The organism is Priestia sp. YIM B13490, from assembly GCF_042787735.1.
Taxonomy (GTDB): Bacteria; Bacillota; Bacilli; order Bacillales; family Bacillaceae_H; genus Priestia; species Priestia megaterium.
Map to the genome: position 1 here is coordinate 137,875 of NZ_JBHZOT010000003.1, position 26,185 is coordinate 164,059.

Annotated in this window: 30 protein-coding genes; 20 read left to right on the forward strand and 10 right to left on the reverse strand. The window is 37.8% G+C overall.

Features of this window, described 5'->3' with window-relative positions; all coding sequences use genetic code 11:
• Nucleotides 1–86: 86 nt before the first annotated feature.
• Nucleotides 87–1,604, reverse strand: coding sequence for an alpha/beta hydrolase (locus ACFX4R_RS10555; protein ID WP_377569530.1), 1,518 nt, complete (start codon nt 1,602–1,604; stop codon nt 87–89).
• A 256-nt stretch (nt 1,605–1,860) separates the two neighbouring features.
• Here ACFX4R_RS10555 and ACFX4R_RS10560 point away from each other — a divergent pair, with 256 nt between their 5' ends.
• Both ACFX4R_RS10560 and zwf read left to right on the forward strand, forming a co-directional pair.
• Nucleotides 1,861–2,772 carry an AEC family transporter gene (locus tag ACFX4R_RS10560; RefSeq protein WP_043981988.1) on the forward strand — a complete coding sequence of 304 codons (912 nt, stop codon included), beginning with the start codon at nt 1,861–1,863 and terminating at the stop codon, nt 2,770–2,772.
• 125 nt (nt 2,773–2,897) lie between these two features.
• Nucleotides 2,898–4,397, forward strand: a complete 1,500-nt coding sequence (gene zwf / locus ACFX4R_RS10565; RefSeq protein WP_162214084.1) for a glucose-6-phosphate dehydrogenase — start codon at nt 2,898–2,900, stop codon at nt 4,395–4,397.
• A 150-nt stretch (nt 4,398–4,547) separates the two neighbouring features.
• Here zwf and ACFX4R_RS10570 read toward each other — a convergent pair whose 3' ends face one another.
• Nucleotides 4,548–5,216, reverse strand: a complete 669-nt coding sequence (locus ACFX4R_RS10570; protein WP_043981990.1) for a GntR family transcriptional regulator — start codon at nt 5,214–5,216, stop codon at nt 4,548–4,550.
• A 208-nt stretch (nt 5,217–5,424) separates the two neighbouring features.
• Here ACFX4R_RS10570 and ACFX4R_RS10575 point away from each other — a divergent pair, with 208 nt between their 5' ends.
• Together ACFX4R_RS10575 and ACFX4R_RS10580 are read left to right on the forward strand one after the other, a co-directional pair.
• Nucleotides 5,425–6,480, forward strand: coding sequence for a tartrate dehydrogenase (locus ACFX4R_RS10575; protein ID WP_280559497.1), 1,056 nt, complete (start codon nt 5,425–5,427; stop codon nt 6,478–6,480).
• A 334-nt stretch (nt 6,481–6,814) separates the two neighbouring features.
• Nucleotides 6,815–8,023: an MFS transporter gene (locus ACFX4R_RS10580; protein WP_162214085.1), complete on the forward strand. Its 1,209-nt coding sequence runs from the start codon at nt 6,815–6,817 to the stop codon at nt 8,021–8,023.
• Nucleotides 8,024–8,146: 123 nt separating this feature from the next.
• Here ACFX4R_RS10580 and ACFX4R_RS10585 read toward each other — a convergent pair whose 3' ends face one another.
• Entirely contained in the window at nt 8,147–8,470 is a 324-nt protein-coding gene (locus tag ACFX4R_RS10585; protein ID WP_014460492.1) for a winged helix-turn-helix transcriptional regulator, read from the reverse strand.
• Nucleotides 8,471–8,826: 356 nt separating this feature from the next.
• On the opposite strand from ACFX4R_RS10585, the gene ACFX4R_RS10590 reads away from it, so the two are divergent.
• The 3 genes from ACFX4R_RS10590 (at nt 8,827) to ACFX4R_RS10600 (ending at nt 11,934) form a co-directional block, all read left to right on the forward strand.
• Complete coding sequence (locus ACFX4R_RS10590; RefSeq protein WP_170943785.1) at nt 8,827–9,576, forward strand: GTP cyclohydrolase II; 750 nt, start codon at nt 8,827–8,829, stop codon at nt 9,574–9,576.
• A complete protein-coding gene (gene ribD / locus ACFX4R_RS10595; RefSeq protein ID WP_237074828.1) occupies nt 9,573–10,664 on the forward strand; it encodes a bifunctional diaminohydroxyphosphoribosylaminopyrimidine deaminase/5-amino-6-(5-phosphoribosylamino)uracil reductase RibD in 1,092 nt (363 codons plus the stop codon). The genes ACFX4R_RS10590 and ribD overlap by 4 nt, the downstream gene beginning before the upstream one ends.
• Nucleotides 10,665–11,058: 394 nt before the next feature.
• Complete coding sequence (locus tag ACFX4R_RS10600; RefSeq protein ID WP_014460489.1) at nt 11,059–11,934, forward strand: helix-turn-helix domain-containing protein; 876 nt, start codon at nt 11,059–11,061, stop codon at nt 11,932–11,934.
• 303 nt (nt 11,935–12,237) lie between these two features.
• Here the strand turns inward: ACFX4R_RS10600 and ACFX4R_RS10605 are convergent, their stop codons facing one another.
• Both ACFX4R_RS10605 and ACFX4R_RS10610 read right to left on the reverse strand, forming a co-directional pair.
• Nucleotides 12,238–12,384 carry a hypothetical protein gene (locus ACFX4R_RS10605; RefSeq protein ID WP_013056671.1) on the reverse strand — a complete coding sequence of 49 codons (147 nt, stop codon included), beginning with the start codon at nt 12,382–12,384 and terminating at the stop codon, nt 12,238–12,240.
• Nucleotides 12,385–12,396: 12 nt separating this feature from the next.
• Nucleotides 12,397–12,621, reverse strand: coding sequence for a DUF3892 domain-containing protein (locus tag ACFX4R_RS10610; protein WP_043981998.1), 225 nt, complete (start codon nt 12,619–12,621; stop codon nt 12,397–12,399).
• A 104-nt stretch (nt 12,622–12,725) separates the two neighbouring features.
• Between ACFX4R_RS10610 and ACFX4R_RS10615 the strand changes: the two genes are divergently transcribed.
• The 4 genes from ACFX4R_RS10615 to ACFX4R_RS10630 all read left to right on the forward strand — a co-directional run bounded on the left by ACFX4R_RS10615 (nt 12,726) and on the right by ACFX4R_RS10630 (nt 15,025).
• Nucleotides 12,726–13,406, forward strand: a complete 681-nt coding sequence (locus ACFX4R_RS10615) for a class I SAM-dependent methyltransferase (protein ID WP_377569533.1) — start codon at nt 12,726–12,728, stop codon at nt 13,404–13,406.
• Nucleotides 13,407–13,471: 65 nt separating this feature from the next.
• Nucleotides 13,472–13,600: a YuzL family protein gene (locus tag ACFX4R_RS10620; RefSeq protein ID WP_013056674.1), complete on the forward strand. Its 129-nt coding sequence runs from the start codon at nt 13,472–13,474 to the stop codon at nt 13,598–13,600.
• 375 nt (nt 13,601–13,975) lie between these two features.
• Complete coding sequence (locus ACFX4R_RS10625) at nt 13,976–14,245, forward strand: CD3324 family protein (RefSeq protein WP_025752015.1); 270 nt, start codon at nt 13,976–13,978, stop codon at nt 14,243–14,245.
• Between the two features lie 135 nt (nt 14,246–14,380).
• Nucleotides 14,381–15,025, forward strand: coding sequence for a FusB/FusC family EF-G-binding protein (locus tag ACFX4R_RS10630; RefSeq protein WP_377569536.1), 645 nt, complete (start codon nt 14,381–14,383; stop codon nt 15,023–15,025).
• Nucleotides 15,026–15,100: 75 nt separating this feature from the next.
• Here the strand turns inward: ACFX4R_RS10630 and ACFX4R_RS10635 are convergent, their stop codons facing one another.
• The gene (locus ACFX4R_RS10635; RefSeq protein ID WP_377569538.1) at nt 15,101–15,943 is read right to left on the reverse strand and encodes a sulfurtransferase; all 843 of its coding nucleotides are present in this window, start codon (nt 15,941–15,943) and stop codon (nt 15,101–15,103) included.
• A gap of 245 nt (nt 15,944–16,188) precedes the next feature.
• Between ACFX4R_RS10635 and ACFX4R_RS10640 the strand changes: the two genes are divergently transcribed.
• Both ACFX4R_RS10640 and ACFX4R_RS10645 read left to right on the forward strand, forming a co-directional pair.
• Nucleotides 16,189–16,938 (forward strand): Cof-type HAD-IIB family hydrolase, encoded by a 750-nt coding sequence (locus ACFX4R_RS10640; protein WP_043982008.1) that lies wholly within the window; start codon nt 16,189–16,191, stop codon nt 16,936–16,938.
• A gap of 122 nt (nt 16,939–17,060) precedes the next feature.
• A complete protein-coding gene (locus ACFX4R_RS10645) occupies nt 17,061–17,756 on the forward strand; it encodes a peptidoglycan-binding protein (protein ID WP_230185265.1) in 696 nt (231 codons plus the stop codon).
• A 122-nt stretch (nt 17,757–17,878) separates the two neighbouring features.
• Here the strand turns inward: ACFX4R_RS10645 and ACFX4R_RS10650 are convergent, their stop codons facing one another.
• Both ACFX4R_RS10650 and ACFX4R_RS10655 read right to left on the reverse strand, forming a co-directional pair.
• A complete protein-coding gene (locus ACFX4R_RS10650) occupies nt 17,879–18,043 on the reverse strand; it encodes a hypothetical protein (protein WP_013056680.1) in 165 nt (54 codons plus the stop codon).
• A gap of 464 nt (nt 18,044–18,507) precedes the next feature.
• Nucleotides 18,508–19,239, reverse strand: a complete 732-nt coding sequence (locus tag ACFX4R_RS10655) for a polysaccharide deacetylase family protein (RefSeq protein WP_162214092.1) — start codon at nt 19,237–19,239, stop codon at nt 18,508–18,510.
• 163 nt (nt 19,240–19,402) lie between these two features.
• On the opposite strand from ACFX4R_RS10655, the gene ACFX4R_RS10660 reads away from it, so the two are divergent.
• From ACFX4R_RS10660 to ACFX4R_RS10680, 5 genes are all read left to right on the forward strand, one after another.
• A complete protein-coding gene (locus tag ACFX4R_RS10660; protein ID WP_028408813.1) occupies nt 19,403–19,813 on the forward strand; it encodes a hypothetical protein in 411 nt (136 codons plus the stop codon).
• 84 nt (nt 19,814–19,897) lie between these two features.
• Nucleotides 19,898–20,086, forward strand: coding sequence for a hypothetical protein (locus ACFX4R_RS10665; RefSeq protein WP_014460480.1), 189 nt, complete (start codon nt 19,898–19,900; stop codon nt 20,084–20,086).
• A gap of 625 nt (nt 20,087–20,711) precedes the next feature.
• A complete protein-coding gene (locus tag ACFX4R_RS10670; protein WP_225049698.1) occupies nt 20,712–20,912 on the forward strand; it encodes a hypothetical protein in 201 nt (66 codons plus the stop codon).
• 21 nt (nt 20,913–20,933) lie between these two features.
• Entirely contained in the window at nt 20,934–21,185 is a 252-nt protein-coding gene (locus tag ACFX4R_RS10675) for a hypothetical protein (protein ID WP_377569541.1), read from the forward strand.
• A gap of 345 nt (nt 21,186–21,530) precedes the next feature.
• Complete coding sequence (locus tag ACFX4R_RS10680; RefSeq protein ID WP_162214094.1) at nt 21,531–21,725, forward strand: hypothetical protein; 195 nt, start codon at nt 21,531–21,533, stop codon at nt 21,723–21,725.
• A gap of 13 nt (nt 21,726–21,738) precedes the next feature.
• Here ACFX4R_RS10680 and ACFX4R_RS10685 read toward each other — a convergent pair whose 3' ends face one another.
• Nucleotides 21,739–21,984, reverse strand: a complete 246-nt coding sequence (locus ACFX4R_RS10685) for a hypothetical protein (RefSeq protein ID WP_043982015.1) — start codon at nt 21,982–21,984, stop codon at nt 21,739–21,741.
• A gap of 103 nt (nt 21,985–22,087) precedes the next feature.
• Between ACFX4R_RS10685 and ACFX4R_RS10690 the strand changes: the two genes are divergently transcribed.
• A complete protein-coding gene (locus ACFX4R_RS10690) occupies nt 22,088–22,804 on the forward strand; it encodes a hypothetical protein (RefSeq protein WP_230185263.1) in 717 nt (238 codons plus the stop codon).
• Between the two features lie 214 nt (nt 22,805–23,018).
• Here ACFX4R_RS10690 and metA read toward each other — a convergent pair whose 3' ends face one another.
• Nucleotides 23,019–23,930 carry a homoserine O-acetyltransferase MetA gene (gene metA / locus ACFX4R_RS10695; protein WP_043982019.1) on the reverse strand — a complete coding sequence of 304 codons (912 nt, stop codon included), beginning with the start codon at nt 23,928–23,930 and terminating at the stop codon, nt 23,019–23,021.
• A gap of 351 nt (nt 23,931–24,281) precedes the next feature.
• Here metA and ACFX4R_RS10700 point away from each other — a divergent pair, with 351 nt between their 5' ends.
• Nucleotides 24,282–25,970 carry a formate--tetrahydrofolate ligase gene (locus ACFX4R_RS10700; RefSeq protein WP_043982021.1) on the forward strand — a complete coding sequence of 563 codons (1,689 nt, stop codon included), beginning with the start codon at nt 24,282–24,284 and terminating at the stop codon, nt 25,968–25,970.
• Nucleotides 25,971–26,185: the final 215 nt, after the last annotated feature.

Sequence of the window (26,185 nt, forward strand, 5' to 3'; positions counted from 1 at the left end):
AAATCAACTGCGGTGTAATAAGCAGTCCAGCTCATGTATCTCATTGATTTGTCTTTAGGTTGGATTCATTTAGTTATGTCTCAACCTCAGCGAGGATCTACTTCTTGCCCAGATTTTATGTCGATTACTTTAAGGTTATTTTGAGGTGCTTTAATATCTTTGCTTGCAGGCGCTGCTTTTTTATTTTCCACCCAGTCTACTAACAAATCAAAAGATTGATGAGCATATGGAAGCAGAGGCTGAAGCTCTTGATTTGGATCCGTTTGTTTATTCCATACTAAGCTGTCAACGTGATTTCCGTTTTTAACGGTATAGAGACGATGAAGGTTTGCCTTGCCAGCTTTTTTAACGAGTTTTTCATAGCCTTCCGCGTGAATAGACGGGAAGATAAGTGAATCGAGAGAGCCAGCCATACTGATAAGAGGTACATCGATATCGCCCGTATTTTCTACTTTTGCTACATTTTCTTTTACGCTTTTTGGACGGGTTTGATAGCGATAATTTTCAAAGATATAATCCCATGAGCGATCACGTAGACCTGCTGAAGTAAAGTTTAAATAGTTGTGCCAGTTTGTTCTTCCTGGAGCAGTTGGATCAAAGTGATCACGGTAAATGTTTAATGTGACCGCCCAGTACACTTGATCATGATAATTCCACAATTTTTCTGATCCTTTCGGAAGACCTGCTTTGTACATTTGTTTCATGGCTTTTTTCTGTTCTTTTCCCGTTCCGTACAGCGCTTCTTCTGCGTTGTTGACAACAGGTGTTAGTGAGCTAATTAAATTTGGCGCTTTTGCACTCCATAATACGCCTTCCCAATCGACGCCTCCATCAAATAAACGAGGCTCTTTTGTTTGTTTTGGATCATCGTGTTCAAGTGCGTATCTGACGACGTATCCACCGTTTGAAATGCCAATTGCATACGTTGGTACTTTATGATCGTTTCGAATCAAATCGCTTGCAGGATTTTTTTGATTGGACGGGTTGATTAGCTTGTCTGAATAATGAGTAGTCAAGTATTGCTGGGCAGCTTTTGTCAGCTGACGATAGCGCATATTCCATTCTGCTACGCTGTCGTCATCGTTAGCGAGTGCATTTTTTACTTTAGCAAAAGGATCGTTAGGATCACTTTCTCCTTGTGTTCCTTTATCGGTGGCTGCAAACGCATAGCCTTTTTTAAGAACGTAATCGCTGAATAATAAATCGGTGGACGTTTCGTTGCGCGTGGCAGGAATGCCGGCTACTACAAGTTTTCCGTTCCAGTTATCAGGAACACGGATGACGAACTGAGCGTCTTCAAAAATGCCATTTACTTGGGTTCCTTTGACCGCAGCGGGCTGATTGATTCGATACCAGCCCGATCCATCTTCAGGTTTCCCCCAGTTATAAGGAGTAAGCCCAATATTGCCATAGAGCGTAGCCTGCTGATATTGAGCGGGGTTTTTAGTGGTGAGCCAATTTCCGTTCGCTCCGTCAAAATAGGTTTCTGCTGACTGATCAGCATTTGGGATTACATCTGTGTTGGTAGAAGCTTCAGCAAGAGATCCTGAAGCTGAAAAACAAAGAGCAGCAGAAAAAGTAAGCGCTATCATTTTTCTTTTCACATTTCTTCCTCCTCATAAAAATACTCATACCTTTTAAGTAAATTCCATAAAAAAGAAAAATGTCCTGTTTTAAAATTAGTTTGGAGGAAAGTTTTTTCATTTGTTTCTAAGCTGTTTTTGTCTAACAAACAGGTAAACTGCATCCAATTCTCTAGTTTCTTTTTAGGCTGCTTATATTATAATGAAACAAGGATTAAAAAAGACAGGGTAAAACAATCGATTAAATAAGTATAAAAGAGGGCAAGGGAGTAGGTCTATGAGCAGCTTTAACAGTCAGTTTTTGTATTCCGTTACAATCATTCTATTAGGATACATACTAAAACGAACAAACCTCCTTCAGCAAAAAGACGGGGAAGCTTTAGCCAGAATTATTTTTAATATTACAATGCCTTGCTTGATTATTGTCACATTCAGCAGTATTAAAATTGATGGATCGCTTATCTTACTATTAGTTATTGGGATTGTCTATGGCTTGCTGTTAGCTGCTGTAGGGGTTTTTGTTTTTCGAAAAGATGAGCGAAAAGTGAAAGGCATGCTGACGATGATGATTCCAGGATTTAATATTGGAATGTTTGCTTATCCACTAGTAGAAGGTATCTGGGGAAAAGAAGGACTTAAATACTTTGGTATGTTTGATGTCGGAAATGCCTTTGTTATTTTTGTTTTATGCTATGTGATTGGCAGCTACTACTCTGGGGATGATATTGACATTGAATTTAAAAAGATTTTATATAAAGTATTAAAATCAATGCCGCTTCTTACCTATGTAATCATTTGTCTTCTTGCGATTATAGGCATTCATTTACCATCATACGTATTAGACGTTTCAGGCATTATCTCGAAAGCGAATATGCCGCTTTCTCTTTTGCTTTTAGGCGTATACTTAAATTTTTCATTCCAAAAAAGCTATTTGAAAAAAATTATCATGTTTTTAAGCATCCGCTACGTGATTGGACTTGGCGTAGGGATTGCGCTGTTTTTCTTACTTCCATTTGAAGATATGTTTCGTTATACAATTTTAGTTTGTTTCATTCTACCAGTAGCGGGGTCAGTTTTACCTTACGCAGTAGAATTCAAATACGATCAAAAATTTGTCGGCACCGTGTCAAATATGACGATTCTGCTGAGCTTTTTACTGCTGTGGGGAATGACAAACATTTTAATGTAAATAACTGAGGACGCTCACACTTGTGAGCGTCCTTTTTGATGAAAAAAGGATATTCCCAAATAAACAGAGGTAAGCTAGGAGAAGAGAAAATCCATCATACATACAACCTGACGGGAGGAAAAAAAGTGGAGTCCTTAACTTTTGTTTTATTTGGCGCAACGGGTGATTTAGCAAAAAGAAAAATCTTTCCTGCTCTTTATAATTTATTTACAGACAAAAAGCTCCCTGATACTATTTCTATTATTGGATCGGGGTACGAGCAGATGTCTCATGAGGATTTTAAAGAGCGCGTAAAGCAATCTATAAACGATTTTTCGAGACGGAAAATGGAAAGTAACGAAGAAGATTTTTTGTCCCTGTTTCATTATCAAGCAGTAGACGCAAGCAAAATAGAAGATTACGAACAGCTGCTGAAACTTGTGAATGAGCAAGAAACAACTTATGGAAGTAAAGGAAATCGTTTGTTTTATTTGTCCGTAGCACCCGAATACTTCGATGTAATTGCTCTGCATATAAAAAAAAGCGGCTTGGATCAAACCAGCGGCTGGAAGCGTCTTATGATTGAAAAGCCGTTTGGACATGATCTTGTTTCAGCAAGAGAGCTTAATGAAAAGCTAAGCAGTACGTTTAAAGAAGAAGAAATTTATCGAATTGATCATTATTTAGGGAAACCGATGGTGCAAAATTTAGAAGCGCTTGAATTTACGAACCCCGTGCTGCAATCGCTGTGGAATAACAAACACATTGCAAATGTCCAAATTACGGCAAGTGAAACAGTCGGTGTTGAAAATCGTGCAGGGTATTATGATCATACGGGGGCCATACGCGACATGATTCAAAATCATATGCTGCAGGTTCTCATGATGACAGCTATGCATCTTCCAAAACGAATTTGCTCAGAAAACATTTTAGAAGAAAAGCAAAAAGTAATGGAGTCACTGAGGAAAATTCAAGCGGAAGAAGTAGCTCGGGATGTTGTACGAGGGCAATACGGAAGCGGAGAAATCGATCACAAATCTGTTAGAGGATACAAAGAAGAGCCTGGCGTAGAAGCAGACTCTAAAAATGATACGTTTGTGGCAGCACGTTTATGGATCGATAATCCATTTTGGAAAGGCGTTCCTTTTTATATTCGAACGGGCAAACGAATGAAAGAAAAATCAACTCGTATCGTCGTAGAATTTAAAGATTCTTTAAAAGGTCTGTATGAAACTCCTTATGACAAAGTAGCACCAAACTTATTTATTATTGAAATTAGTCCAAGCGAAAACGTCGCTTTGCAGCTTAACAGCAAAAATCCATTAAAAAATGGTGTTATTGAGCCGGTTCGTATTACGTTTTCAAGAGAAGAAGGAAATGTACCGGAAGCATATGAACGAATTATTTACGACGCATTAATCGGGGACTCCACATTTTTTGCTCATTGGAAAGAAGTAGAGCTATCTTGGCAATGGGTGCAGCCCGTATTAGATGCATTTGAAGCTGATATGCTGCCGCTTTATGAATATCCATCCGGCTCACAAGGTCCTGAAAAAGCACAAAAATTAGTTGCACAAGAAGGCTTTAAGTGGTGGCTCGATGACGATGAACATGGGGAAGCACCTGGAGTGTTTTTGCCTATTTAAAAAAAGAGGCTAGGACAAAATTTTTTTCGTTGAAGAAAGATCCGAACGATGAATTGAGATTCTTGATGGAGGCTCTCAATTCATCGTTCGGATCTTTTTATTTATGTATCTCATTTGTTCGTCTTTGGATTGAATGAGTTTAGTTATGTCTCAATCGCTTTTGGTGTTTAATCGTTTTTGTAAATGAACAAGATCATGATGTAAATGTTTTTGCATATGTTCAACAGCTTTTAAACTGCGTTTTTTCATAAAGGTGAACACTTGCTGATGCTCATCTAAAATCTCAGCAGCGCGTCCTTTACCTTTAAAATTAAGCACCCGACAAAAATAAATCAATACATTTACGCTATCGAGCTGTTTTTTTAAATGTTTATTATGACTGTATTGAAGAATCAGCTGATGAAAATGTTCATTTAGCTCAATAAGTCGAGAATCCTCGGCTCCTTGCTTTATTTCCTCAGCGGTTCTATCTAACAGCTGCTCAATGAAAAGAAGCTCTTCATCAGAAGCGCGAGTAATACACAGCTCAATGGCTAAAGACTCTAAAGCCGTACGAATTTGATAAATTTCTTCTACGTCTTCAGGAGACAGGGAATAAACAATAAAGCCTGTTTTTTGATCTGCAACTAAAAGGCCGTCTTTTTCTAATAAACGCATTGCTTCTCTTATGGGAGAGCGGCTAACCCCAAATGCTTTAGCTAGCTGGGTTTCATTGATTCGCTGGCCCGGTTTATATTCACCGTTCACAATCATTTGCTTAATTTTTTCATAAAATTGAAGATAGTATGGTAACGGCTTATGTAAATCAAAATTGTTCATTGATATACCTCGTTTATTTATAATCATTTATTTCCTAATTATAATACGCTTGTTCATAAGAGTCATAATAATTTTGAATTTTCGAAGAAAATGAATATATTCAGAATTTTCTTGATGAAAGCGTTCTTTTTACGTATAATCAAATAGATAATATCAGTCGACGGTCGACCGATAGGTTTTTTACATAAAAGACGCAGGGGGATTTTTGATGAAAACGTTAAAAATAGCGAACATACCAGGAGATGGAGTAGGAAAAGAAGTTGTGCCGGAGGCGGTTAGGGTCCTTCATACGATTGCAGATCTTCACGGGGGATTAAAATTTGAATTTACAGAATTTTCTTGGAGCTGTGATTATTATTTGAAATACGGACAGATGATGCCGGAAGATGGGCTAAAGCAGCTTCAACACTTTGACGGAATTTTTTTAGGGGCTGTAGGAAATTTAAATCTTGTGCCAGATCACGTGTCTCTATGGGGTCTGCTCATTAAGATTCGTCGAGAATTTCAGCAGGTAATTAATATTCGTCCAGCCAAGAGGTTAAAAGGCATCGCATCTCCACTAACGAACCCAAAAGATTTTGATTTAATTGTTGTTCGTGAAAATAGTGAAGGAGAATACAGTGAAGTAGGAGGCCGGATTTATCAAGGAGAAGATCAAATTTCTATTCAAAATGCGGTTTTTTCTCGAAAAGGAACAGAACGAGCAATGCGCTACGCCTTTGAATTAGCTTCTAAAAGAAAAGCAAAAGTTACAAGCGCAACGAAGTCAAATGGAATTGTTCATTCCATGCCGTTTTGGGACGAAGTGTTTCAAGATGTTGCCAAGAGTTATTCTCATATTGAAACAGACTCACAGCACATCGATGCGCTGGCGGCTTTTTTCGTTACAAATCCAAGTCGTTTTGATGTAATTGTGGCAAGCAATTTATTTGGAGATATTTTAACAGATATCGGAGCTGCTATTATGGGAAGTATTGGCGTTGCTCCCGCTGCAAATATTAATGTGAACGGAAAATATCCTTCGATGTTTGAACCGGTACACGGGTCTGCTCCTGATATTGTCGGAAAAGGAATTGCAAACCCAATCGGACAGATTTGGACGGCTAAAATGATGTTGGATCATTTTGGTGAACAAGAATTAGGCAGTCATTTATTAGAGGTTATCGAGCAAGTGACAGAATCGGGCATCATTACACCAGATGTTGGAGGCAGCGCAACTACTAGTGAAGTAACGGATCAAATTATTTCTCATTTAAAGAAGTGAAGGTTCTAAAAGAGGCTAGGACAAAAGAATATTAGACGAAGTGAAAAACGAACCATTGATCAAAGTGTTGGATTCATGGTTTGTTTTTTTTGTGGTAAACGTAGGTTTCATGTGTGTAGGTCTTTCTAGCAGTTGGTTGGAGGGCAAGGCGAAGATTCCCGCGAAAAGCGAAGCCTTGGACGGAAATCAAAATCGATAAATACATGTTGACACTTACATATATGAACCCTATAATAGTTTGAGTTGAGATAATTCGTATACATATTATTTCTAGACTGTGATTTAGTTTGTTTTAATAAATAGATACGAATAAACAAATAAAAGGAGGAAAATCATGCAGAAATCGAAATTATGGACAAAAGATTTTTTAGCGGTCTCATTGACCAGCTTTTTTGTTTTTGTCATTTTTTATATGTTAACTGTCACATTGCCGCTGTTTGCAACAGATGAACTTCATGCAAGTAAACAAAGCTTAGGGCTAATTGTGACAATCTTTTTAGTGTCCGGTATTGTGTTCAGACCGCTAGCCGGTAAGTGGATGACAACATTAGGACAAAAGAAAGTACTATTAATAGGTGTCTTTATCTTTTTAATTGGTTCTATTTTATATATGAATATTCACTCATTATCTGCGCTGCTGTTGCTGCGTGTGCTTCATGGTATTGGTTTTGGAATGAGCACAACTGCTACAGGAGCAATTGTTGCAAATGTAATCCCAGAACAGAGAAAAGGCGAAGGGATGGGGTACTATGCGACGTTTATGAACTTAGCAATGGTAGTAGGTCCGTTTGTAGGCTTAACGTTAACAAATACTTTAAGTCATACAGCGGTTTTTACCGTTGCGGTTGTATCTTCTGTTTTAGCAGTATTATCCAGTCTAGTACTTCGTGTACCTGAGGTGCAAGCTTCCTCTGCAACAAATGAAATACAGCCAGCTAAAGGTCTTGCGGCGTTTTTTGAATACCGTTCGCTGCCTATTTCTGTTGCTGGCCTTGTGGTAGCTTTTTCATATGCAAGTGTTATTTCGTTTGTGTCTATTTATGCAAAAGAAATGGGCTTTACGCAAGCTTCAAGCTTTTTCTTTGTTGTATACGCGGTGTGCTTATTAGCTTCTAGACCTTTTACTGGAAAATGGTTTGATCAATACGGAGAAAACAGCGTGGTATATCCGTCCATTTTATCTTTAGCTATCGGTATCTTTTTACTTAGCCAAGCGACAACAAGCTGGGTGTTTTTATTAGCTGGAGCATTTATTGGATTAGGCTTTGGAACGATTACATCAAGTTTTCAATCCATTGCTGTAAAAAAAGCTTCTCCTCATCGCCGAGGTGTCGCCACAGCTACGTTTTTTGTGTTTTTTGACTCTGGAATGGGTTTAGGGTCCTTTTTATTAGGCATTTTATCCACAGCAGCCGGATATAAAGGAATGTATGTATTCTGTTCTGTTGTTGCTCTTTTAGCTATAGCAGTATACCTTGTATTGCACGGTCGAAAAAGTCAGAAACAGCGCATTATTTCTCAAAATGAATCATTAGGAAAATAACATAAATAAAAAAAGGCGTGCTCAAGGGGAGCATGCCTTTTTTATTTATGGAGCTCTAAAGAAAACGAAAACGGCTGTGAGCATATCGATATAGAAGCCTCCTGATTTCTTTAGAGATTTCTTTTATTCTACTTCTTCTTTTGTAATCCACTCACTGGACCATGTCTGAATTTCCTGAATTACCGGCGCTAGTGCTAATCCTTTGTCGGATAATGAATACTCGATTCGAACAGGAGTTTCCGGAATAACCGTACGAATGACGATTCCTTCATGTTCTAATTCTTTTAAGCGCTCGGATAAGAGCCTTCCGCTTACTGGAAGTGCTTCTTGCATTTGAGAAAACCGCTGTGAGCCGGAAAGCAGCTGAAAAATGATCAAACTCGTCCAACGTTTCGTTAGTATAGTAACAGCCTTTTCAAAACGTGGGCAGAGTGCTAAACCGTCCATGTTATTACCTCCATTCTCTTCCTATATTATAAAACAAAGTCAGCATTTTATCTAGTGTTATGTAATTTAATTACTTAAAGATTATAAATTACTTTACGTATTTATATTTTGATTATATAATTTATATAATTATAAAAGTTAATTACTAAAAGTAACAAAAAGAGCATAAAAGCTTTACAAGATAAATGTATCGTCATATAATACTTTAAGCAAGTAAAGTTACTTACTTTTAGTAAGCTGATACATCAATTAAAAAAGATAAATGTAGTGAAGTGCTAAAAAAAACAGTTGTTCATGTGAGAGATTGAGCACAATGTGAAAATAGTAGATAAGTGAAAGACACATAAGAGGAGGAAATGACTGTGATTAACCAAAAAGTTGTTTCAATTTTAAAAGATAAAATTAACGTAGTAAAAAATGAAGACCATTTTATTTATATAGTAGGACCTATTACGCTCCCTGTGAATCTGGATGGCGAGACACAAGTATTTAGTTGGTATTCATGGTTGCGTTCTGATAATGTAAAAGAAGGATCTTTAAGTACGGAAGAGCTTATTGAAAAAATGCAAGGAGCTAATTTAGCTGACATGCAGCAATCTAGTGTTCTTGTGTACGGAGATTTTCAAGAATCGCATGAGGCACTCATTCGTATGCACAGTATCTGCCATACGGGAGATATATTCGGAAGCAAACGCTGCGACTGCGGTTTTCAATTAAAACAATCAATGAAAATGATCGTCGAAAATGGGAGCGGAGCGCTATTTTATTTAGCAAATCATGAAGGACGCGGCATTGGCCTATTCAGCAAAGCAATGGCATACGTTCTTCAAGAAAACGGATTTGATACGGTAGAAGCGAATGAAGGGTTAGGATTTGAAGATGATACTCGCAGCTATAGTGATGCCATCAGCGTGTTAAAAGTGCTGCGCCAAAAACCGGTTACGCTGATTACCAATAATCCAAAAAAGCTAATCGCGCTTGAGAAAAACGGCGCACTTTTATCAGGGCGCGTTCCACTTTGGGGAGATGTATCGCAGTTTAATGAAAAGTATTTGGATACTAAAGTTAAACGTTCAGGACATTTAAAAGAGGAGGTTCTTCTTTGATCAATCACGAATTTTATATGAATATAGCTTTACAAAACGCAAAATCAACAAAAGGACAAACAGAGCCAAATCCGCTTGTAGGATCGGTCATTGTAAACGATAATCGAATCGTTGGAATTGGTACGCATTTAAAAGCTGGCGAACCGCACGCTGAAATTCACGCGCTGCGAATGGCTGGCGAACAAGCAAAAGGAGCGACTGCTTACGTAACGCTAGAGCCTTGTTCACACCACGGGCGTACAGGTCCTTGTGCTGAAGCGCTAGTTGAAGCCGGTGTAAAAAAAGTGGTCATAGCAACTTTAGACCCGAATCCTTTAGTAGCAGGTAATGGAGTCGAAATTTTAGAAAACGCAGGCATTGAAGTTATAACAGGTGTATGTGAAGAAGAGTCACGTCAAATGAATGAGGTCTTCAATAAGTATATTGTAACGAAGAAGCCGTTTGTTTCATTAAAGTCAGCGATTACGTTAGACGGTAAAATAGCAACTGCTTCTTCTCACAGCAAGTGGATTACGTCTGAGGAAGCCCGTTTGGATGTACATCAGCTGCGTCATGAAACAGCGGGTATCTTAGTAGGGGTGAATACGGTCATTAAGGACAACCCTGAGCTGACAACTCGTATTGAAGGCGGCCGCAGTCCAATTCGTATTGTGATGGATTCAAAGCTGCGCATGCCGCTTGAATCTAAGCTAGCAACGGATTCTTTAGCTCCAACGTGGATATTTACAAGTCAGGGCTATTCAAAAGAAAAAAAAGAACAGCTCGAAAAGCAAGGCGTCGAAGTATTTGTTACAAGCGGTGAGGACAAAGTAAATCTTGAAGATATGCTTTCTATACTAGGTGAGAAATTTGTGTCGTCTCTTTTAATTGAAGGAGGGGGCGAAGTGAATGCCGCATTCGTGGAAAATCGTTTAATTGATAAATTGGTGCTGTATATGGCTCCAAAGCTTTCAGGAGGAAAAGAAGCTCCTACTTTCCTAGAAGGAAAAGGCATAGAGAAAATGTGGGACGCAGTGGACGTGGAGCGTCTTTCTGTGACGTCAATCGGCAAAGACTTTAAATTTGTTGGATATCCTGTTTATAAATAAAAATGTGAATGAGAATGGAACAAAAATATGTTAGTTGAAGAAGATCCGAACGATTTATCGTTCGGATTTTTTGCTGTTATAGTGAACATAAGTTTCATATATGCAGGTGCTTTTAGCGGTGTAACAAGTGATCTATATTAGCTTATTCATCCTATTTGTTCGTCTGTAGACTGGATTGATTTCGTTATGTCTCAATATTATTTTTTTACAGGATTTTTTAGAGAAGAGAAATCATACACTATTTTACTCTTATAGATTAATTTGCTATTATAGGGAATGGTCAATTTCGAAACATTGTATAAATTTTTAACGTGTTTACAGTTGACTATCTAAATAAAATCACTATATGTTTATAGAGAGAATATATTATGTGAAAGTAAGGGTGAGAAAAGAGATGAGAGAGTATAGAATTGGGAGTGTTATGAGAGACCTTCGCAAAATGGCAGGGTTGACACAACAAGAATTATCAAGAGACATTTGTACACAAGCGCAAATCAGCAAAATTGAAAACGGTGAAGAATATCCATCAAGCATTACCCTCTATAAAATTTCTAAGCGCCTTGGCGTAGATGTTAACTACTTTTTTGATAGTGTCGAATCACCTCGACTTGATTACGTAGATGCGGTTCAATCGTTAATTCGTCAATATATTCGTCAGAGAGATTATGATGCTATTCATAATATCATTGTAAAAGAAAAAGAAAGTCCGCTGTTTCAAAATCCGCTGAACAAGCAATTTTTAATGTGGCACGAAGGTATTTGCGTGTATTACATTCATCATAACAAAGAAGATGCGCTGTCTAAAATGTACCAAGCGATCGAGCTTACTAAGCAATCGGCAACGTTTTATAAAGAAAGAGAAATTGAAATTTTAAATAGCATTGGAATTATTCTTTATGAAGAGAAAGAGTATGAACAGGCTCTAGATACATATCAAACAGCACTCAAAAGCTTAAATGAGCTGCCCCAAACAAAAGACGAAAATATAAAAATTAGAATTTTAAATGCACTTGCCAAAACGCTTGGAGATATGAGTAACTATGATGAATCATTAATATATAGCAACCGAGGAATCGATTTGTGCATTAGTAATGAATCAATGTATTTATTTGGAGAACTTCATTACCAAGCAGGAGAGAGCTTAATCAAATTAGGTAAAATTGAACAAGGTAAAGAATATATGGAAAAGTCTATGACCATTTTCACCCTGCAACGAAATGAGCGATTCGTCAAGCTAGTAGAAAAAGAACTTGAAGCTCTATTTGTTTAAAATATTCCTATCATTATAATTTTTGAGAAATTTCTATCAAAATGGAGGAAATCCATGATTTTAAGGGGATAAATGCTGATAGAAAGGAATTCATCTACTTTTATCCTGTGATACACTAGAGTCAAATCAAAGAAAGAGGAGGAAATAATTATGAAAAAAGTATTAGTCGGTATGGCATTAGCGTTTACATTAGTAGCAGGTGTTGCTTCAGTTGGAACAAGCGTAGCAACAGGAGATTTTTCAACATTAGGTCTTCCAAGCCAACATTAATAAAAAAAGCCGTGCTAAGAAGCACGGCTTTTTTTATTGTGTTTTACTTGACTGATCTTTGTTGCGTTTGTTTCCCTTTGAATTATCCCCGCTTGAAATTTCTTCACCCATTTCAACAAGATGGTGCTGCGTTTTTGGGTTACTTTGATTAGCGCTTCCTTTATTATTCTTTTTTGTCATCTTCATTCTCCTTTAAAATGATGGCAATGCATCGAGATTATTTGTTTTGTCATGGTCAGGAATACTGCGAATATACGTACCGCCGTCTTTCCCTACAAAGGTACTCACATGCTCAACGTCTCCGGCTTCTACTTTCTTTAACGCTTCTTCATAGGTTAAAACAGCTCCTGAAGCCGTTTGAAATTCTAGCAGGTCACCCTCTGCATTTTTACGTACCGCAACGAAACGTTCTTTCATACAAATAAACACCTTCCTTTACATCTATATGGTTGCTGAAAAAGTCGTTTTTATTCATTGCAAAAAGTGATAAGGTAAAGAAAAGAGTACAAAGGGGATAAAAAATGACAACATTTAATTGGCATGACCAAGCTCAAGACGAGTGGAACCAAAAAGTATCATTTTGGAATAGCCGAAGTGAAGAAATGTGGAAAAACGGAAGTCGGAAAACAGTTATTCCATTTATTCAAAAACATCTTAAATCAGGTGGTATAGTGGCAGACGTCGGCTGCGGTGATGGGTTTGGGACGTCTCTTCTAGCCGCTTCTGGATATAAAGCAATCGGTCTTGATTTATCAGAAGAAATGATTCAAAAAGCATCCCAACTGCATAAAAGTGAAAATTTGTCGTTCGCTCAAGCTGATATTATGAAGCTCCCGCTGTCTTCTGAATCAGTAGAAGGGGTTATGGTAATCAACGCCCTGGAATGGACGGAGCACCCGCGATTAGCTCTGAAGGAATTGCACCGAGTTGTAAAAACAGGAGGATATGCATCTATAGGTATTCTTGGACCAACTGCTCAGCCTCGTACTAATAGTTTTCAAAGACTATATGGTGAAGACGTTATTTGCAATACGATGATGCCGTGGGAGTTTGAACAGCTTGCAAAAGAAAATGGATGGGAAGTAATCGATGGCGAAGGTGTATATAAGCGAAATGTTACAGATAAGCTGATTGGACAGCTTCCAAATGAATTAAAGCAAGCCTTAACGTTTCTATGGCTATTTATGCTCAAGAAACAATAAAAACAGCACACCTCTCCTTATATGTAGCTGTACAAAGGGTACACTACAAACTGGAGGTGAGTGACATGAGTAAAATTAAAAAAGACCGCTCAAAATCAGAGCTAGGTTCACCAAATGTAGAAGGACAAGGGACGACCACTTCTGAACAAGGTGTTCAAAGCAGTTCAGCTAACAAAAAGCAGAAGCGTTCATAACAAAAATAAAACGAACTTGCAGGGAGAACAACGAGCTCCCTGCAAGTTCGTTTTATTTATGGGGTCAGTTTTATAAATAAGAAGGTATTGTGTGCAAGATTATAGATAGCTTATAATAAAATCTGAGCCAATAATTGTAATTTTATACAAGCTTGGTTTACAGCTGATGTAAAGTGGAGGTGTAATAAATGGTAAATAAAAGATGTTTACCGGATACTGCAGCGTCTCATGCAAAGCCTGATATTAGAAAGGCGATACTTTGCATGGGGTGGACGGTTTAGTAATAGACATCGCCTAACCGCGCATATCTCATTTCTAATATATACGGCTTTGCCCCTTATTGTATAAGCAAAACCACATAAGGAGCTGGCAGAAATGACGTATGTAAAAGCAACAAATATTTTACCTGAAGAGCTGATTAGTGAAATTCAAAAATACATTCAAGGAGAAACCATTTATATTCCAAAGCCGCAGAAGGCAAAAAGAAAATGGGGAACTTGCTCTGGTGGAAGAAAGTTGATTGACGAGCGAAACGAACGGATTAAGAATTTGTTTGAAAAAGGAACTTCAATTGAGGAACTAGCCCGTGAATACTTTTTATCAACCGAAACCATCAAAAAAATTGTATATAAAAAGCAACGGTAGAAATCAAGCGCTGGCAACTGAATGCCTGCGCTTTTTTAGGTATAGTTTATTTCTGATTTATTTTTTACATTTCATAAAAGGAATCCGTACGGTAAAGTAAAAAGTAGCTAATTAAATGAAGAAGGAGTGAAGAACGTGGAAGCGTTTATAAGAAATGATCAATATAATTTTATCAAAAGCCAAACGCAAATTCTTATCAATGGGCATGGAACAGTAAACAATTCTGATGTGCTGCAGGCTTTAAAAGCTCTTGCAAAAGAAAAAGTATTAAATGTGTTTGATGTTCTTAGCGAGGAACAGGAAGAATTACTGCTGTCAGTTGCTGAGGTTAGAAATAAGGAGCAAGCAGAGGTGTTTTTAGAAACGATAAAGCCTTACGTGATTCCATTTAAATCTTTTACAGAAGCTGGCGTGAAAAAGCTGTTTCCAAAAGTGAAAAAGTTAAAAGTCCCTTCTGCTGATAGCATGGATCTAACGAGCATTTCCTATGTTAGCTGGATCGATAAAGGCTCAAACAGAAAGTTTATCGTAGCGCAGGAGCCGTATACCCAGAAGTTAAAAGGTATTCAAGGAACATTTAAACCTATCAATCAGAAAGGAATATGCACGCTTTGCCACAGCTACGAGGAAGTCGGTATGTTCACTGCTGAAATCAAAGGAACTGTTCAAGGGACATTTACACAACGAGGAAATTATATTTGTCACGATAGCGAAGCATGTAATCAAAATCTGCTTACCTTAGAGCGGCTTCATGATTTTATGTTAAGGCTCGGTAAATAACATGCGGCTAATAAGAAGAATACAAAAAGAGAAGGTTCAGCCTCTATACTTTTGGTGAGACTGAGCCTTCTTTGTCTATCTGCTTTTCTCGATTGGATTGTCACGATAGCTAATCCAATCGCTCCAGCTGCCGGCATATAATTTTACATTTGGAAAACCTGCTGATTTTAAAGCTAAAACGTTCGGACAAGCAGATACACCCGATCCGCAGTATACAATGATTTCAGCGTGAGAATCAATAGCTGAAAACATTTCCTTCCACTCTTTATCTGTTTTCCATAAACCTTCTGAAGTTAACACATCTTGCCAGAAAGAATGAATGGCGCCTGGGATATGTCCTGCTACAAAATCAATGGGTTCTTCTAAGCCGAGATATCTCCTTTTTTCACGAGAGTCGATAAGAACAACATTAGGGTTATGAAGATTCTCTTTTACGTATTCAACTCCTGCAAGTCCCCAATCTTGTTGAACGAAAGGTACAAACGTTTGAGGAGAAGCTTCTGGGACGTTCTTCGTTGTTTCATATCCCGATTGCTTCCAGTTATTAAAACCTCCATTTAAAATTTTTACGTCTTCAATTCCTATATATCGCAGTAGCCACCATGCTCTTGAAGCCATCATTCCGTTTTGTTCATCATAAACGACGACTTTTGAATCAGCATTAATTCCTAAGCTGCCGAGCTTTTGAGCTAGTTTTTGAACGTCAGGCAGCGGGTGTCTGCCTCCGCGAGAAGCAGCTGCAGAAGACAAATCTTTTTCTAAATCCAAGTAATGAGCATGCGGGAGGTGCTCATTTTGATAAGTATTTGCGCCTGCCTCAGAATTTCCAAGGGTAAATCGGCAGTCAAGCAACACAATGGAGTGTTGGGGGTGCTGTAATGCAGTATGTAAGTCAGCTGGTGAAATAATAGTATTCATAACATTCACATCCTTTTACCAAAATTCTAGTTGAAATAACTAAAAATGAAAAGCGTTATATGTAAATTACGGCAAAGCTATTTTGTTTTCCTTCAATTATTCCCCGTAGAATAATTGACCATTTTAACGCTTATCTGATGCAGAGCGAAATGCTCCTGTGCTACAGTTATAATAAGAGTTACATAGTATAAGTCAAATGCTCAGCGTAATGTCGTACCTACTATTGAAGAGAAGGAGAGAGAAAGATGCAAACAAATGAAAAAAAAGAATTTAAACTGATTGCACTAGATATGGATGGAACGCTGCTGAACAATCAGCAAGAAATTTCTAAAGAAAATCGTGAGGCCATTGCTAAAGCTCAAGAACAAGGTGTTCATGTGGTGCTAAGCACAGGGCGATCTCTTTTAACATGCCGTGAATATGCGCAGTCTCTTCAGCTATCTTCTTACCTTATTACAGTAAACGGAAGTGAAATTTGGGATGAATCTGGAGAGCTTGTAGAACGAAAGTTAATTGATGCTGCTTATATCGAGAAGATGTGGAATTTAACGCAAGAGCATAAGCTTAACTTTTGGGCGGTGACTACGGATAAAGTATGGAGAGACGAATTTCCAGAAGATATTGCCTCACAGGAATGGCTGAAGTTTGGCTACGATATTCCAGATGATGTTTTACGAGAAGAAGTGCTGAAACAAATAGCAGGCATTTCAGATTTTGAAATTAGCAACTCTAGTTTAACGAATCTAGAAATTAATGCACTTGGTATTAACAAAGCAAAAGGGATCATGACCGTATGTGAACGTTTGGGCATTTCAATGGATGAAGTCATTGCCATGGGAGACAGCTTAAATGATATGGCTATGATTGAAGCGGCAGGGTGTGGAATCGCCATGGGAAATGCTCAGGAAGCTGTAAAAGAAGCAGCGGACTGGGTGACAGATACAAATGTCAATAACGGAGTAGCGAAGGCTATCAGCCACTGGGTGCTGAAATAACAGCAGCTCTCCATGTTGCACAACTTAACTGCTTCCCGCATAAACTGATACTGGATGCCTCCCTTAGAGTTCGTCTTATACGTATATATAAGGAGAAGCCATCTAGTTAAGGAGTGGGGAGTATGAGTGATTTATCATTAGACAAGCTGTTACAAAAAGCAGAAAATAAGTTGCAAGATGTACATGAAATAGTGCAGGAAAAAGCGTACGAGCTCATTGGGCAAGCATATAAAGAAAGCATATTTGTTAGTATCACTGAAGGATTTAGATCGATAGAGCATCAGCACAAACTATATTCACAAGGCCGAACAACACCAGGAAGTATTGTGACTAATGCCAAAGGCGGGTATTCTTATCATAACTATGGACTAGCTTTTGACATTGCGCTGCTTGATAACGACGGAAAAGTTGACTGGACCATTGATCGAAGATGGAACAAAGCGGGAGAGATAGGAAAAAGGATTGGGTTGGAATGGGGAGGAGATTGGACAAGCTTAAAAGATTACCCTCATTTTCAATATACATTCGGTTTATCTTTGTCGGAGCTTCGAAGTGGAAAAGGACCTAAAAAACAGACGCCAAAGGCTTCAAGCATGTTAATTAAATACGGAGATCGAGGAAATCACGTACAGTTAATTCAGCGTATGCTTATTCACTTAGGTTATTCTCTTTTTGGAGGCGCAGACGGTATATTCGGGTCTTCCACTTTCAAAGCGGTAAAAGCTTTTCAACAAGCACTTTATCTGCAGGTAGATGGAATAGTTGGACCGAAAACACTCGAAAAACTCTACAATAATTTTAATAAAACTATGTTCTAAATAACCATAAAAACCGATAACGAGAAAAGGAAGAAAGGAGATGGATGGAAATCGTCTCCTTTCTTCCTTTTCTGTAGTTATAGTAGAAAAACTGAAATTTATAAAGAAATAAAAAGGATTTTCTAAGCGTAAGAAACGTTCACGTGATCTAACTGGATAACATTGCTCAACAACACGATATCTTTATATATTTCACTTTTTACAGAGGCGTTTGAACAGTTTTGATAGTCTTTCAACAAGCGGCCAAGTTCTTTAATAAATAACAACGTCTCTTGTTCATTAATCATAGTCAAAACTCCTTGTTTAGAAATGAATCCAGGTCATTATATAGGAATTCTATCATATCTATACGCACCTGTTGACAAAAAAAGTTCGTCAATTTTTTTGTGAGAAGAAGAAATTTAGGGATATGTGGAATGCGTTCGACTCTCTCATTTTATATATATGCAGCTTGTCTAAAAATATGAGAGTAGTTATAGTAATATTTACTCCTAATCATGCAACTTAAAACCTATTTTAGAGGTTATCCGTAAATTCCCTCTATTGTAGAGGGATGGAACAAAAAAAGAATGTCTCTTTTTGTATCTTTAGTATGATAATGTTTTGAAGAAATAAGGCATATTTTTGAGTGTTAAGATGGATTTGAATTAGATCTTTTGACACGCTCTTTTTGTAGGAGAGGCATATTTACTTTCTATCAAGGGAAATCGTAAAGCTCCAAAGAGTTTCTAAATCAGAAACTCTTTGGAGCTTAATTTTTTGGATAAGGGATGTGCAAAAGTTCTGGGACGGTCACAAAATGATATCCTTCTTGCTTAAGTCTAGGAATGATGGTATCCAGTGACTTTGCGGTGTTAGAAAGGTCCATGGTCCAATGGCCGCCGTCGTGCATCAAAACAATTGTTCCGGCATGCATGTTCTTAAATACATTATTGGTGATTTCTGTTTCTGGGATTTGCTTCCAGTCTAATGAATCAGAAGACCAGTTAATCGCATAGACATTTTCATTTGGCAGCTCGTTGATCATTTCTTTCGTTAAATTTCCATATGGAGGACGAAACAGCTGTGTTTCAAAACCGGTAATGTTTTTAATAATAGCCTGAGTTTTGGCAATTTCCCAGTGAAACTTTTCAGTAGATTCCTTTAGTAAATTGGGGTGCCAATAGGTATGAATCCCAACAGCATGACCTTCGGCTACCATTCTTTTCACCAGCTCAGGGTGTTCGTGAGCTTTTGCCCCAATAAGAAAAAAGGTTGCTTTAATACCATGCTTTTTCAATTGATCCAATACATGTGGAGTAAAGCGCGGATCCGGTCCATCATCAAATGTTAGGGCGGTTTGCTTTAGTTGGTTATTACCTTGATAAAGCAAACGGTCACGCACAGCTACATTTTTTACTTGTTCCGCTTTACATAGTGCAGGAAGGGCTCCATTAAATAAGAAACACAGTGTAAAAAGCAGTATGCTAATTCTTCGTATCATGTACATGCACGCTCCTTTCTAGGGCAAAGTATAACGTTATGATACCCGATTAAAAATTTTGTATGAAGCTGAATTTCCCTTTTGTGTCAAAGCGTATGATATGCATGAAACAGCGTACTATAATAAACAGTTACTATTAGGTGAAGAAAGGAAGAAAAAGCAGATGAAAAAAATAATGATTGCCGTAGCATTGATTTTTTCGCTAAGTTTATCTCCCTTAGCTGAATATATTTCCTATCATGATGACTATAACGTAAGTGCAAGGTCGTATCGTTCGGGGAAGCGGTCCTTTAATAGACAGCCAAGCGTTAGACAAAATGAGCCGAGGTCTAATTTTTCAAACCGCAGAAATGGAACTGTAAATCGAGGAGTTACCCGTTCAAAACGAGGAGGATTCGCCCGTGGACTGCTTTATGGCGGCCTGGCAGGGATGTTATTTGGGGGTTTGCTTGGTCATATGGGTGCACTGGGCGGGATTTTTGGGTTGTTAATTAACATTTTAGCTATTGTGCTTATAATTAATTTAATTCTGCGTTTATTCCGCCCTTCTCGTCGCGACAATAATTGGAGGTAGACCGTAATTGCTGTCATAAACTAATAAGAAAGCTCCATATAAATAAGAAAACGCTTTCTATAGTTAATCGAAAGGATGAAACGTATGTCAGCAAACAGACAGCGCAGCAAATACCTGGCGTTTTGCACAGAATGCGGTCTCCCAAACAGGTTAACATTGTTTCTTTTAAGACAGTACGTTGCGACAGACGAATATAGCGGATTTTATTGTGGGAATTGCGGAATTCGAAACGAATTTCCAGATTCGGTCATTGAATATATTAAAGAACTTTAAAAAAAGCTGGGACAAGAAAATCCGAACGTGTTTGATTCTCCATCAAGAATCAAACACGTTCGGATTTTTTCATTGGTAGGGTGAACGTAGGCTGTATGTAGGTGCTTCTAAGGTGAAGAGTTCTGGGGGAAAAGCGGAAGAGGTGAGACCCTGCAGGAGCAAAAGTGGCGAGGAAGCTCATCGGCCGTCCGCGGAAAGCGACGTCTTGCGTCGAAATCAATACCGGTGAAACAAGCGATCCATACTAGACCATTTATCCCGTTTGTTTGTCTGTAGATTGATTTCGTTATGTCTCAATCTCTTTATTTATTTGATAAAACTATATTCTAAATGCAAATTGAAAAGAAAAACATAGCTGTGCACAAAGATAACTAAATACTTTTCTTTATTAAGGATAATCAATAATTTCCTCCCTTCAGGCTTGCTGATTAAGGGCAGTGTAAAATGATTTATAAGAAGAATAGATAAAATGAATAGCTGTAAGACCTAACTAACATTTTTTGATTGCAGAAAATCGATTGAACCATACTTTAGAAGGAAGCATATACTACATTAAAATTTTAGAAAACGGAGGAATTGACTAATGCCTGTTTCCGTCATTTTCAACCAAATAAATGTGGTAAGTATGGTTTCCAATTCAGTAATTGCTTCGGGTCAAAATAGCCAGCCAGATTGGAATTCCCAAGGTAAATTTAACTTAGGAAACGGATTTTCTGTAAATTCAGCTATACTGGGCAGTACGAATATCATCAATGATCAAGATGTTTGTGACATTCCAATTACCCAGCCGGAAAATATTAATCCTCAGCCCGTTTCTCAATTCTAGGGAAAAAGAAGATGAAAGAAGTTGAAAAAGTTGATTATAAAATTTACTAATCTTAATGTTACGTATATTTCTACTAATTCTGGTATTTTCACAGGGGAAAATACTCAATCAGATTGGCAAGTAAATTGGAAAAGTAATACGGGGTTTAGTGAAATAATCGGCTATAACAACTTTGCCTCTCAAATTGTAAATATCATTAACGATAATGATGTCGTTGATTCCTATTTTTCCGAAAATATAGATGTCAACAACGCCCCTGTTACACAAAGTTAAATGAGGAAAAACGGGTTCTGCAAATACCCAATTAAGCACTCTATTAATTATTCTGTCAGAGTGGCGAGAATAGATTAGTAATAGAGTTAAGCCATCTTTTATACAGATGGTTTTTTGCTAGCTTATTTTAGGGTGTAATCGCAGCTATTAACATAGACTAAAAGGTAATGACAGGAATACTTTTATCGTAAACGGAGTAAGTATCATAGAAAAGACGTAAAAGCTCAAATGGTTAAAGAGACGTTCAATTTGAGGTGAACAGATAAGAATTTAAACATAAGATAATGTATTTTCAGTTTTATATTGAATGTGATGAAGCAAACTTCTGTCTGTGAGGTGTTGTCCATGGCTAATATTCACTATCATTCGATTAAAGTAAACAAAATTCAAAATAGTTCAGGCCTATTTTACGGCGTTAATATTCAATATAAGTGGAATCATAAAAGTCGAATTTCTGATGGTTTCGGAAAAGTAGTTGGTGATTCTAATAAAATTTTAAATAATACCACCATTGCGAAAATCCCTAAAAAGAATGATTAATAAAAACGTAGAGTCAATCCTCCTTTCTGACCTGTTCAAAAGAATCATTTACATCATCTTCACCAAGAACAAGATGTGTGTTATAGGATAGTTGATTATCATCTCCCAAAATTGTTCCAAAACCTGAATTACTGCTGCTGATTGTAGTTTCCCAATTTTGTTGCACATTCTTCCCTATAAAAACTCCTGCGTTGTTTTTAACCGAATTTACGGTGAGATCATCAAAAACGATCTGAGGAGAACGAAGATGTATTTTCATAATTCCTCCCGATACATATGAGACATTAATAGAAGTCATCTAATACACTATTATATGTTGTAGATGGGCTAAAAGTGTTAAATCAAATAAGGGGTCAAACTCTATGGATGAAAAGGTGCTGAATATACTCCAAAACATTGAAAAAAGGCTTACAGATTTAGAAAAAAACATGAATGAACTTTCAAAAAAAACGGTTCATTCTTTTCATTTAGATATAGAGAACGTTCAAACACTAAACTTGGACGAACTGTCTTATTATTTAGAGCATATTGATGTAAAGGAACTTAGTGGAACTTTGAATATTGGTAATACTTTTCCTTCGCAAACGAATCAATATCAAGCGCCGGGAAACAAAGGTAAAAAAACAACAAATGAATCTGATGTCAATCGAAAATCGGGTAGTCAGAATAATAAAGAAAAGGGTCCTTCTGAAATATCAGTTAAAATTAATGAAAGAAGTGTCCCTTATACACTAACCCATACGGAAGAAATGAGGGAGCCTGATCAAGCTCTAGAATCAACTTTTAGCATAGGTGACATCCACATTGGCACAATTGAAGATGCTTCAGCTGTAAATTTTGGTAATAACTTTCCCACAAACTTCAGAAGTCATAAAAAAGTGAGTCAAGGATTTGGTAATATTTTAGGCAATCAAAATGACATTCATGACATCTTATCCTCTTTGGAAGAAAAAGATATATCGGAAGTATACAATGAAAGCCAAGACGGCAAGCCGCCCCAGTGGCTGGACACAATGGTAGAAGAACAAAAGAAGGAAATGGATGAAACAAAACTAAATGAAGATGAAAAGGGAGAATGAGCAATAGTATGTGAGTGTTGGATCTCAAAAGCAGTGTTGTTGATGCTGAATTTTTGAAAGAAAGCTTTAATTGCGGAATAAAGAAGAATTAGTAATAGAAAACCTGCTTCTCTAAACGAGCAGCAGGTTTTCTATTTTATTTCTCATTTGCTGCAGTTTTAACACAAAAAGAGCATGCGTAACTTTAATTGAACACTGGGACAGATCGGTTCTTTCATTCCCACAGATATGGAGTCTCTTGGTAAACATAATAGTTCAACCAATTCATAAACAGCAGGTTGGCATGAGAACGCCATGTTTTTAAAGGGTTTTTGTCAGGATCATTGTTTGGGAAATAGTGTTCCGGAAGCTTTGGCTCTAGCCCTCTTTCTGTATCTCGAAGAAATTCTTCCTGTAGCGTTTGAACGTCGTACTCTGGGTGACCTGTAACGAAAACAAACTTTTCGTCTTTAGACATAGCCATATAAACACCAGCTTCTTCAGAGTAGGAAAGAAGCTCAAGGCCAGGATGGTTTTTTACTTCATTCATGTCGACGTCGGTGTGACGAGAATGAGGAGAATAAAAGACATCATCAAATCCTCGCAGCAGCTTAATCGGTTCTTCACTCGATACCACATGCGTAAATACACCCGTGCATTTATCAGAAAGAGGTCGCTTGTCAATGCCAAAGTGATGATAAAGTCCGGCTTGAGCTCCCCAACAGATATGAAGGGTAGAAGTCACATTTGTTTTACACCAATCCATAATTTCTTGAAGCTCTTTCCAGTAGTTTACTTCTTCAAATGGTATATGTTCTACAGGTGCCCCTGTAATAATCATTCCGTCATATTTTCGTTCTTTAATTTGTTCAAACGTTTTATAAAACTGATCTAGGTGATTTTTACTCGTTGTTTTTGCTTTATGGCTTGCCGTATAAAGAAGTGTAATATGCACTTGCAGCGGTGAGTTCCCGAGTAAACGTAATAATTGCGTTTCAGCTTTTTCTTTTTCCGGCATTAAGTTTAGGATAACAATATTAAGCGGGCGAATTTCTTGGTTAACCGCGCGCACGTCGTCCATGATGAAAATTCTCTCTTTTTCTAAAATTTCTTTTGCCGGAAGATCACGTGGAATATTAATAGGCAATAAAATTCCTCCTATTCGATTTCGAAGTAATGACGCGTATAAATGTTCTTTCTCACGTGAAGATGAGGTCCAACATTTATGTACAATATACTATTATAGGAATATACAGAATATTAAGCAATTGAATTTTGAAAAAAAAGAGCATTAATATGCGTAATGGCTAAAATGAAATGGTACAATAAGGTTAAACTGGAGCGTTGCTATGCTTTTTTAGCTTGACTGAAACTCAGTAAAATTTATAGCACAGTCGTTCTTGTATTTATTAAACTTCATATCTCCCCCAGAAAATGGATTTTATCCTTTTTTGATGAAGTGTTTAAAAAGAATTTTCAGCAGAAAAGGGGTTTTTATATGACAACTAAGAAGCAAATAAAAAGTGATTTGCAAATTGCACAAGAGGCAACGATTAAACCGATTAAAGAGATTGCCGAGCACCTGGATATTTTAGAAGCCGAGCTAGAGCCGTACGGACATTATAAAGCCAAGCTTTCTTTGTCCGTTATGGAACGTTTACACACAAAACAAGATGGAAAAGTGATTTTAGTTACAGCTATTAATCCAACTCCAGCAGGAGAAGGGAAGTCGACAGTGACGGTTGGCTTAGCTCAGGCATTACATAGATTAGGTAAAAAAGCGATTGTCGCCATGCGTGAACCATCTCTTGGTCCGGTAATGGGAATTAAAGGAGGTGCCGCTGGCGGCGGTTATGCTCAAGTGCTTCCAATGGAGGATATTAACTTACACTTTACTGGAGACCTGCATGCCATTACAACAGCTAACAACGCGCTGGCAGCTATTTTAGATAACCATATACATCAAGGAAATGAATTGCGTATTGATACACGTAAAATCACGTGGAAACGAGTGGTAGATTTAAATGACCGCGCGCTGCGTCAGGTCGTCATTGGATTAGGTGGTCCGATGCAGGGTGTTCCTCGAGAAGATGGATTTGATATTACGGTGGCATCAGAAATTATGGCTATTTTCTGCTTAGCGTCAGATTTACAAGACTTGAAGCGTCGCTTAGCATCTATTGTGGTAGCTTATAACATGGACAATGAGCCTGTAACGGTTGCAGACTTAGGTGCACAAGGAGCGCTTACTCTTCTTTTAAAAGATGCGATTAAACCAAACCTTGTACAGACGTTGGAACATACTCCAGCCCTCATTCACGGAGGTCCTTTTGCTAATATTGCCCACGGCTGCAATAGCGTCATTGCCACAAAAATGGCTGCAAAACTAGGCGACTATGTAGTAACAGAAGCGGGATTCGGGGCAGATTTAGGCGCAGAAAAATTCCTGAATATTAAAGCTCGTATGGCAGATATTAAACCAGAAACGGTGGTAATCGTTGCAACAATTCGCGCTTTGAAAATGCATGGGGGCGTTCCTAAAGAGGGTTTAAATGAAGAAAACATTGAGGCTTTAGAAGCGGGAATTGAAAATCTGGAAAAGCATATTGAAACGATTCAGGCATTCGGCGTTCCTTACGTTGTAGCCGTGAACCGTTTTGTGACGGACTCAAAAGGTGAAGTAGAAGCACTTATGAATTGGTGTGATTCAAAGAATGTTCCAGTTGCTTTAACAGAAGTATGGGAAAAAGGCGGAGAAGGCGGCGTCATGCTTGCTGAAAAAATTCTTGAAGTCATGAACGAGACAGAAAGTCAGTTTTCTCCTCTTTACGATGTGTCGGCTTCGATTCCAGAAAAAGTAGAAGCTATTGCTAAAACCGTATACGGAGCACAAGGCGTAGATTTTGCTCCAAAAGCGTTAAAGCAAATACAGCAATTTGAAGCAAACGGTTGGGATCATCTGCCGATCTGTATGGCCAAAACGCAGTATTCGTTAAGTGATGATCAGACGAAGCTTGGGCGACCAACTGATTTTAAGATTACGGTAAGGGAATTCCGTCCTTCACTCGGAGCTGGGTTTCTCGTGGCGCTAACAGGTTCAATTATGACAATGCCTGGCCTTCCAAAAAAACCTGCTGCGCTCAATATGGATATTGACGAGAATGGACATGCACTAGGGATTTTTTAAGAGAAGAGGCTAGGGTAAGAGTATTTTATTTGAAGGGAAATCCGAACGATGAAGCAAGATTCTTGATGAAGAATCAAACTCGTTCGGATTTTTTCATAGTTATGGTAAAAAGAAGTTTCATGGGTGTAGTGGCTTCTAGATATAGATTGGGTGGACTTAGTTGGGTCTCAATCTCTTTCTTGCAAGATAAAACAAAATAACAGGTATGTTATGAA

What these genes read in the sequence shown, in the direction of transcription:
- ACFX4R_RS10560 (WP_043981988.1), top strand. Translation starts at nt 1,861, where the DNA reads ATGAGCAGCTTTAACAGTCAGTTTTTGTATTCCGTTACAATCATTCTA.
- ACFX4R_RS10570 (WP_043981990.1), bottom strand. Translation starts at nt 5,216, where the DNA reads ATGAACAATTTTGATTTACATAAGCCGTTACCATACTATCTTCAATTT.
- ACFX4R_RS10575 (WP_280559497.1), top strand. Translation starts at nt 5,425, where the DNA reads ATGAAAACGTTAAAAATAGCGAACATACCAGGAGATGGAGTAGGAAAA.
- ACFX4R_RS10580 (WP_162214085.1), top strand. Translation starts at nt 6,815, where the DNA reads ATGCAGAAATCGAAATTATGGACAAAAGATTTTTTAGCGGTCTCATTG.
- ACFX4R_RS10585 (WP_014460492.1), bottom strand. Translation starts at nt 8,470, where the DNA reads ATGGACGGTTTAGCACTCTGCCCACGTTTTGAAAAGGCTGTTACTATA.
- ACFX4R_RS10590 (WP_170943785.1), top strand. Translation starts at nt 8,827, where the DNA reads ATGACTGTGATTAACCAAAAAGTTGTTTCAATTTTAAAAGATAAAATT.
- ACFX4R_RS10600 (WP_014460489.1), top strand. Translation starts at nt 11,059, where the DNA reads ATGAGAGAGTATAGAATTGGGAGTGTTATGAGAGACCTTCGCAAAATG.
- ACFX4R_RS10605 (WP_013056671.1), bottom strand. Translation starts at nt 12,384, where the DNA reads ATGACAAAAAAGAATAATAAAGGAAGCGCTAATCAAAGTAACCCAAAA.
- ACFX4R_RS10610 (WP_043981998.1), bottom strand. Translation starts at nt 12,621, where the DNA reads ATGAAAGAACGTTTCGTTGCGGTACGTAAAAATGCAGAGGGTGACCTG.
- ACFX4R_RS10615 (WP_377569533.1), top strand. Translation starts at nt 12,726, where the DNA reads ATGACAACATTTAATTGGCATGACCAAGCTCAAGACGAGTGGAACCAA.
- ACFX4R_RS10620 (WP_013056674.1), top strand. Translation starts at nt 13,472, where the DNA reads ATGAGTAAAATTAAAAAAGACCGCTCAAAATCAGAGCTAGGTTCACCA.
- ACFX4R_RS10625 (WP_025752015.1), top strand. Translation starts at nt 13,976, where the DNA reads ATGACGTATGTAAAAGCAACAAATATTTTACCTGAAGAGCTGATTAGT.
- ACFX4R_RS10635 (WP_377569538.1), bottom strand. Translation starts at nt 15,943, where the DNA reads ATGAATACTATTATTTCACCAGCTGACTTACATACTGCATTACAGCAC.
- ACFX4R_RS10640 (WP_043982008.1), top strand. Translation starts at nt 16,189, where the DNA reads ATGCAAACAAATGAAAAAAAAGAATTTAAACTGATTGCACTAGATATG.
- ACFX4R_RS10645 (WP_230185265.1), top strand. Translation starts at nt 17,061, where the DNA reads ATGAGTGATTTATCATTAGACAAGCTGTTACAAAAAGCAGAAAATAAG.
- ACFX4R_RS10650 (WP_013056680.1), bottom strand. Translation starts at nt 18,043, where the DNA reads ATGATTAATGAACAAGAGACGTTGTTATTTATTAAAGAACTTGGCCGC.
- ACFX4R_RS10655 (WP_162214092.1), bottom strand. Translation starts at nt 19,239, where the DNA reads ATGATACGAAGAATTAGCATACTGCTTTTTACACTGTGTTTCTTATTT.
- ACFX4R_RS10660 (WP_028408813.1), top strand. Translation starts at nt 19,403, where the DNA reads ATGAAAAAAATAATGATTGCCGTAGCATTGATTTTTTCGCTAAGTTTA.
- ACFX4R_RS10665 (WP_014460480.1), top strand. Translation starts at nt 19,898, where the DNA reads ATGTCAGCAAACAGACAGCGCAGCAAATACCTGGCGTTTTGCACAGAA.
- ACFX4R_RS10670 (WP_225049698.1), top strand. Translation starts at nt 20,712, where the DNA reads ATGGTTTCCAATTCAGTAATTGCTTCGGGTCAAAATAGCCAGCCAGAT.
- ACFX4R_RS10680 (WP_162214094.1), top strand. Translation starts at nt 21,531, where the DNA reads ATGGCTAATATTCACTATCATTCGATTAAAGTAAACAAAATTCAAAAT.
- ACFX4R_RS10685 (WP_043982015.1), bottom strand. Translation starts at nt 21,984, where the DNA reads ATGAAAATACATCTTCGTTCTCCTCAGATCGTTTTTGATGATCTCACC.
- ACFX4R_RS10690 (WP_230185263.1), top strand. Translation starts at nt 22,088, where the DNA reads ATGGATGAAAAGGTGCTGAATATACTCCAAAACATTGAAAAAAGGCTT.
- ACFX4R_RS10700 (WP_043982021.1), top strand. Translation starts at nt 24,282, where the DNA reads ATGACAACTAAGAAGCAAATAAAAAGTGATTTGCAAATTGCACAAGAG.